This window comes from Enterobacter sp. (assembly GCF_977039595.1).
Genome location: NZ_CDRQYH010000115.1, coordinates 1 through 6689, shown reverse-complemented (window position 1 = coordinate 6689; position 6689 = coordinate 1). Strand labels below are relative to the sequence as shown.

Sequence of the window (6689 nt, the reverse complement as noted above, 5' to 3'; positions counted from 1 at the left end):
ACCACGAGCTGATCAAGGTGAAAATCGCCTCTGAAGACAGAGACACTAAAAACCTGATCGTGGAAGCCATCGTGCGCGAAACCGGCGCCTGTAATGTACAGGTCATCGGTAAAACGCTGGTGCTCTACCGCCCATCTAAAGAGCGTAAAATCTCGCTGCCACGCTAAGGATATCCTGAATTAAACACATTTTCTGTGTGAAACGAGGGATTTCTGTCAGCAGGCGAGCAAAATGCCATGCTCCTTGAGTTGATAAAAGGCCGCTATGCGGCCTTTTTCTTTTCTTTACAATGTATCAACATCTTAGTAGAGAAGCGAATTACAGGTATTCAACCTTAATAATTTCGTATTCCACTTCACCGCCAGGGGTGCGGATGGTGACAACATCGTCCTGCTCTTTGCCAATCAGGCCGCGAGCAATCGGAGAGTTCACTGAAATCAGGTTCTGTTTGAAGTCTGCTTCATCATCACCCACGATGCGATAGGTCTGCTCTTCGTCGTTGTCCAGGTTCAGAACGGTCACAGTGGAACCAAAGATCACACGCCCATTGTTAGGCATTTTGGTGATATCGATGACCTGTGCATTGGACAGTTTTGCCTCGATATCTTTAATACGCCCTTCACAGAAACCCTGCTGCTCACGCGCGGCGTGGTATTCAGCGTTCTCTTTCAGGTCGCCATGCTCGCGCGCATCCGCGATAGCGGCGATGATTTCAGGACGACGCACGGATTTCAGGAAATCCAGCTCTTCGCGCAGTTTTTCGGCACCACGTAAGGTCATCGGAATAGCTTGCATTTGTTATACCTCTTAAACATTCCTGTTGGGAGCAGTGTTCCCTGCTCCTGCCCACCTAAGCGGGCAAGAAGCAAAAAGAAAACCGACCCGGGAGCAATGCCCCAGGTCAGCAGCAATTTTTCAATTTGATATGCATTTTACCGCGAAGTTCACTATGGGTCATCGTTTACTTTGCAGTGCTATGCACCGTAGTATGACGGTTTGTTTTCGGGTTGTTAGCGCGAGATTATGCGATTTTCCAGATTTATCATCGGATTGACTACCAGTTTAACGTTCACTGCCCAGGCCGCGAATGTTGATGAGTACATTAATCAGCTCCCCGCAGGCGCGAACCTTGCCCTGATGGTGCAGAAGGTTGGCGCACAGGCTCCCGAGATTGACTATCACAGTCAACAGATGGCGCTGCCTGCCAGTACCCAAAAGGTGATTACTGCCCTCGCCGCCTTGCTCCAGCTCGGTCCTGACTTCCGTTTTACTACCACACTCGAGACCAAAGGTAACGTCGAGGGTGGCGAACTGAAAGGCGATCTTATCGCCCGTTTTGGCGGCGATCCGACCTTTAAGCGCCAGGATATCCGCAATATGGTTGCGGTACTGAAAAAATCTGGCGTGCAGAAAATTGATGGCAATGTGCTGATTGACACCTCCATCTTTGCCAGCCACGATAAAGCTCCTGGCTGGCCGTGGAACGACATGACCCAATGCTTTAGCGCCCCACCCGCCGCCGCGATTGTTGACCGTAACTGCTTCTCGGTTTCACTTTACAGCGCGCCAAAGCCAGATGATTTAGCATTTATCCGCATAGCATCCTACTACCCGGTCACCATGTTTAGCCAGGTTCGCACGCTGGCGAAAGGCTCCCCGGATGCGCAATATTGTGAGCTGGACGTCGTGCCCGGCGATCTTAACCGCTTCACCCTTACCGGCTGCCTGACGCAGCGCGCCGATCCACTGCCCCTGGCCTTTGCGATACAGGATGGGGCAAGCTATGCGGGTGCCATTCTGAAAGATGAACTGAAGCAAGCGGGCATAACTTATACCGGCACCCTGCTTCGTCAGACGCAGGTCAACCAGCCCGGCACGGTCATCGCCAGCAAACAGTCTCCTCCGCTGCACGATTTACTGCGAATCATGCTGAAAAAGTCGGACAACATGATTGCCGATACGGTGTTTCGCATGATTGGTCACGCGCGTTTCGGCGTGCCGGGAACCTGGCGCGCGGGTTCAGACGCGGTTCGGCAGATCCTGCGCCAGCAGGCTGGGATCGATCTGGGTAATACCATCGCCGTCGATGGCTCCGGACTATCGCGTCATAATTTGATCTCTCCGGCCACGATGATGCAGGTGCTTCAGTACATTGCACAGCACGACACTGAGCTAAACTTTATTTCAATGCTGCCGCTGGCCGGGCATGACGGTTCTCTGCAGTACCGTGCCGGGCTTCACGCTGCCGGTGTGGATGGCAAAGTCTCTGCGAAAACAGGCTCACTGCAGGGGGTTTACAACCTTGCAGGCTTCATCACTACCGCCAGCGGACAACGCCTGGCATTCGTGCAGTATCTTTCCGGCTATGCCGTCGAACCGACCGACCAGCGCAATCGTCGTATTCCGCTTGTTCGCTTCGAAAGCAGGCTTTATAAGGACATCTATCAGAATAACTAGCGATGAAACTACTCATAGTTGAAGACGATCTGTTATTGCAGGAAGGGCTGGCGCTAGGTCTAGCCAATGAAGGGTACGCCCTCGACTGTGCTGGCACCGCAGCGGAGGCGGATTCTCTGATTCAGAGCGGCGAATACAGCCTGGTGATCCTCGATTTGGGCTTGCCTGATAAAGATGGCGCCACGCTGCTCGGCCAGTGGCGACGTCGCGGCATCGCCAACCCGGTATTGATCCTGACGGCACGAGATGCCATTGAAGACCGTATTACTGGCCTCGATGCAGGCGCTGATGATTACCTGGTGAAGCCTTTTGCGCTCGCGGAGCTGCAGGCTCGGGTGCGAGCGTTGATTCGCCGCTATCAGGGCCATAGTGATAACTTACTGACCGACGGCGATATTACGCTGAATTTGCAAACCCAGCAGGTGCTGCGCCAGGATCAGGCCGTAGAGGTGACGCCAAAAGAGTTCGCCTTGCTTACGCGTCTGATCATGCGGAGCGGGCAAACGGTACACAGAGAAACGCTCCAGCAGGATATTTACTCCTGGCAGGACGATCCCGGCTCAAATACCCTTGAGGTCCACATCCATAACCTGCGGCGTAAACTCGGCAAAGACAGGATCAAAACCGTTCGCGGCGTCGGCTATCGTCTGGAGAGCCAGAAATGAACAGCATGCGTCGGCGTTTGATGGTGCTGCTGGCGGTGATTCTCCTGTTTTTCCAGCTGATAAGCGTTATCTGGCTATGGCATGAAAGCCGTGAACAGATTGGTTTTCTGGTCAACGAAACGCTGTCAGCAAAAGCGCGCAATAATCACGTTGAGAAAGAGATCCGCGAAGCGATTGCCTCGCTGCTGGTTCCTTCCCTGGTGATGGTCGGCTTTACCCTGCTCTTCTCCTTCTGGGCGGTCACCTGGATAACCCGACCGCTGAATAAACTCCGCGACAGTCTCGCTAACCGTTCGGCCGATAACTTAACCCCGCTTCCTATGTATTCCGACATGGAAGAAATTGGCGCGGTGACGACCTCCCTGAACCAGCTATTGGCACGACTGGATAGCACCATTCAGCAGGAGCGTCTCTTCACCGCAGACGCCGCACACGAGCTGAGAACGCCTCTGGCCGGCATCCGGCTCCATCTTGAGCTCATGGCGCAGTCAGGCGCGCCACAGGCCGCGACGTTAATTAGCCGTATCGATCAGCTCATGCATACCGTCGAACAGCTGCTAATGCTGGCCCGTGCCGGACAGGCAATGGCGAGCGGGCACTACGAAACCGTGAACTGGACGGAAAATATCATTGAACCTCTCGGCCTGGGGCATGAAGCCAAAGAGCATACGGTGATTTGGCCCGCTAAAAGCGCGCTCACGGTTCAGGGAGATGCCGTGCTCCTGCGCCTGATGCTGCGCAACCTGCTGGAAAATGCAGGGCGCTACAGCCCGGCAGGGACAACGATTACAGTGACATTAACCGAGGTCGACGGGGGGACGCAGATCAGCGTTATCGATCAGGGTCCAGGGATTGATGAAGCGCACCGAGTGTCAATCACCGAGCCATTCCGCCGTCTTGACCAGCGCTACGGAGGGAGCGGTCTGGGCCTGAGTATCGTGCAGCGCATCGTCCAGCTACACCACGGCAGGCTGACCCTTGAAAATGGCGCTGAAGGCGGTTTAATCGCCAGCTGCTGGCTGCCCACAACGCTTCAATAAAAAAGCCCCCATAATGGGGGCTTTGAACAGATATTAATGCTTGTAGATGAACTCGACGCCTTCTTCGTCGTCTTCATCCCAGTCATCGTCCCAGTCTTCATCGTCTTCTTCCGCTTCCAGCTCTTCGAGCTGCTGGCGGTGGTAGTCATCCCACATGAATTCGACTTTTTCTGGCTGTTTGACTTCTTCCGCCTGAACAATTGGGTTCTCAATGATGAAGGTCATCACATCCCAGCATAGATCCTTCACGCCGACCTGGCTTGCCGCAGAGATCAGGTAGTACTTATCTTCCCAACCCATCGCTTCAGCAATGGCTTTCGCTTTTGCTTCCGCTTCGGCTTTATCCATCAGGTCGATCTTGTTGAAGACCAGCCAGCGCGGTTTATTAGCCAGTTTTTCGCTGTATTTTTCCAGCTCGCCCACGATGATACGGGCGTTTTCAACCGGATCGGAACCGTCGATAGGATCGATATCGATAAGGTGCAGCAGCACGCGGCAGCGCTCAAGGTGCTTCAGGAAGCGAATTCCCAGACCGGCCCCTTCTGCGGCGCCTTCAATCAGACCCGGGATATCGGCAACCACGAAGCTCTTCTCGTTATCCATACGGACAACACCCAGGCTTGGTACCAGCGTGGTAAACGGATAGTCTGCCACTTTTGGCTTGGCCGCAGAGACGGCGCGAATGAACGTCGATTTACCGGCGTTTGGCATACCCAGCATGCCCACGTCTGCCAGAAGCATCAGCTCCAGCTGCAGGTCGCGCTTATCGCCCGGCGTACCCATCGTTTTCTGACGCGGCGTACGGTTAACGGAAGATTTGAAACGGCTGTTACCCAGACCGTGCCAGCCGCCTTTCGCCACCATCAGGCGCTGACCGTGTTTGGTCATGTCACCCATGGTTTCACCGGTCCCCTGGTCAATCACGCGCGTACCGACCGGAACTTTAATGGTGACGTCTTTACCGCGTTTCCCGGTACAGTCACGGCTCTGGCCGTTTTGGCCACGTTCAGCGCGGAAGGATTTTTCGAAACGGTAGTCGATCAGCGTGTTGAGGTTCTCATCCGCCTCCAGCCACACGTCACCACCATCCCCGCCGTCGCCGCCATCAGGACCGCCACGTGGGATATACTTTTCACGGCGGAAGCTCACGCAACCGTTGCCGCCATCACCAGCCACGACCAGGATCGTCGCTTCATCAACAAACTTCATTTTACTCTCCGTAACTCATTCGCCTGAGCGGGGGACTACTACAACCGCTTCATTTTTGCGCCAACGTCCCCAAAGACGATGACCAATGGCGGAATACATCGCGCCCGCAACCACGACAAACGCACCGAGATAACCCAACAGGTTGAGCATCGGTCTGACGAAGACATCGGGCCAGGCCATTGATAACAAATCTGAAAATAACAGCGTAAACAGCGGAGTAAGCGTAATTAACGCGCTCACCTGTGCTGCTTGCCAGCGCGCCATCGCTTCGGCCAGCGCGCCATAACCGACCAGCGTGTTCAGCCCACAAAAAATGAGGCACGCCAGTTGCCAGTCGCTAAGCTGGGAAATCACTCCCGGCTTTGCTAATGGCAGCAATGCTATTGTACACAAAGTGTACAGCAAAAAGAGGATCTGCTGTGAGGCAAGACGACGCAATAACACCTTTTGTGCGACGCCATAGCTCACCCAGACCGTTGCTGCCCCCACACCGAAAATTACACCCCATGTGTAATCCGTCAGGCGAGTGAAAATCTCAATCAGACTGGTGTTGAAGAACATCACCAGACCGCACAGCAGCATGCTCGCCCCGATAATCTGCGTACCACGCATCTTTTCCTTGAGGATAAAGACGCTGGCGATCATCATGCCAACCGGTGAAAGCTGACCTATCACCTGCGACGCCGTGGGGCTGAGATATTGCAGGGAAGAGCTGAACAGGATGAAGTTACCGAACAGACCGCCCGTCGCGATAGCCAGCAATACCAGCCAGCGCGGTTTACGGAAGAGCCGCAAGGGTGGAAGCTTACCTTTGATTGCCAGAATGGCCCCGAGGCCGATGCTTGCCATCAGAAAGCGATAAAAAACCACCGTAGGCGGCTCCATCACTTCCAGTACCTGCTTCATTGCAATTGGCAGCGCACCCCAGCACATTGCGGTAGTGAGCGCCAAAAGAATACCAATGCCGGCCTGCTGCTTCATGCCCGTTTTCCCTACAGAAAAAATTACCGGGTTTCCAATGTAAAAAGCCCCGCAACAGGTTGCGGGGCTTTAATCCGTTACCGGACCGAGAAAACCTTACTCAGCAACGATGCTGATATATTTACGGTTGTTCGGGCCTTTAACTTCAAATTTCACTTTACCGTCTGCCTTAGCAAACAGAGTGTGGTCACGACCGCAACCTACGTTGTTGCCAGCGTGGAATTTGGTACCACGTTGACGAACGATGATGCTACCCGCCAGAACGGATTCGCCACCGAAACGCTTAACGCCCAGGCGTTTAGCTTCTGAATCGCGACCGTTACGTGTGGAGCCGCCA

Annotated in this window: 8 protein-coding genes; 4 read left to right on the top strand and 4 right to left on the bottom strand. The window is 54.2% G+C overall.

Annotated elements, in window-relative coordinates:
* Nucleotides 1–167: YhbY family RNA-binding protein (locus ACWYRJ_RS20160; protein WP_455508503.1), on the top strand; the 167-nt coding region annotated here is incomplete at its 5' end.
* A gap of 151 nt (nucleotides 168–318) precedes the next feature.
* Here the strand turns inward: ACWYRJ_RS20160 and greA are convergent.
* A complete protein-coding gene (gene greA / locus ACWYRJ_RS20155; RefSeq protein WP_014171793.1) occupies nucleotides 319–795 on the bottom strand; it encodes a transcription elongation factor GreA in 477 nt (158 codons plus the stop codon).
* Nucleotides 796–1023: 228 nt separating this feature from the next.
* Between greA and dacB the strand changes: the two genes are divergently transcribed.
* From dacB to pmrB, 3 genes are read left to right on the top strand one after another with little or no spacing between them, the layout of a single operon-like run.
* On the top strand, nucleotides 1024–2457 hold the full coding sequence (gene dacB / locus ACWYRJ_RS20150; RefSeq protein WP_111964964.1) for a serine-type D-Ala-D-Ala carboxypeptidase: 1434 nt from the start codon (nucleotides 1024–1026) through the stop codon (nucleotides 2455–2457).
* Between the two features lie 2 nt (nucleotides 2458–2459).
* Entirely contained in the window at nucleotides 2460–3122 is a 663-nt protein-coding gene (gene pmrA, locus ACWYRJ_RS20145; RefSeq protein WP_111964965.1) for a two-component system response regulator PmrA, read from the top strand.
* Nucleotides 3119–4162 carry a two-component system sensor histidine kinase PmrB gene (gene pmrB, locus ACWYRJ_RS20140; protein WP_111964966.1) on the top strand — a complete coding sequence of 348 codons (1044 nt, stop codon included), beginning with the start codon at nucleotides 3119–3121 and terminating at the stop codon, nucleotides 4160–4162. The genes pmrA and pmrB overlap by 4 nt, the downstream gene beginning before the upstream one ends.
* A 33-nt stretch (nucleotides 4163–4195) precedes the next feature.
* On the opposite strand, the gene cgtA is transcribed toward pmrB, so the two are convergent.
* From cgtA to rpmA, 3 genes are all read right to left on the bottom strand, one after another.
* On the bottom strand, nucleotides 4196–5371 hold the full coding sequence (gene cgtA, locus ACWYRJ_RS20135) for an Obg family GTPase CgtA (protein WP_021242261.1): 1176 nt from the start codon (nucleotides 5369–5371) through the stop codon (nucleotides 4196–4198).
* A 15-nt stretch (nucleotides 5372–5386) separates the two neighbouring features.
* Nucleotides 5387–6352 (bottom strand): DMT family transporter, encoded by a 966-nt coding sequence (locus tag ACWYRJ_RS20130; RefSeq protein ID WP_111964967.1) that lies wholly within the window; start codon nucleotides 6350–6352, stop codon nucleotides 5387–5389.
* Between the two features lie 96 nt (nucleotides 6353–6448).
* On the bottom strand, nucleotides 6449–6689 hold a 241-nt coding region (gene rpmA / locus ACWYRJ_RS20125; RefSeq protein WP_455508502.1), incomplete at its 5' end, for a 50S ribosomal protein L27.

What these genes read in the sequence shown, in the direction of transcription:
- cgtA (WP_021242261.1), bottom strand. Translation starts at nt 5,371, where the DNA reads ATGAAGTTTGTTGATGAAGCGACGATCCTGGTCGTGGCTGGTGATGGC.
- greA (WP_014171793.1), bottom strand. Translation starts at nt 795, where the DNA reads ATGCAAGCTATTCCGATGACCTTACGTGGTGCCGAAAAACTGCGCGAA.
- pmrA (WP_111964965.1), top strand. Translation starts at nt 2,460, where the DNA reads ATGAAACTACTCATAGTTGAAGACGATCTGTTATTGCAGGAAGGGCTG.
- ACWYRJ_RS20130 (WP_111964967.1), bottom strand. Translation starts at nt 6,352, where the DNA reads ATGAAGCAGCAGGCCGGCATTGGTATTCTTTTGGCGCTCACTACCGCA.
- pmrB (WP_111964966.1), top strand. Translation starts at nt 3,119, where the DNA reads ATGAACAGCATGCGTCGGCGTTTGATGGTGCTGCTGGCGGTGATTCTC.
- dacB (WP_111964964.1), top strand. Translation starts at nt 1,024, where the DNA reads ATGCGATTTTCCAGATTTATCATCGGATTGACTACCAGTTTAACGTTC.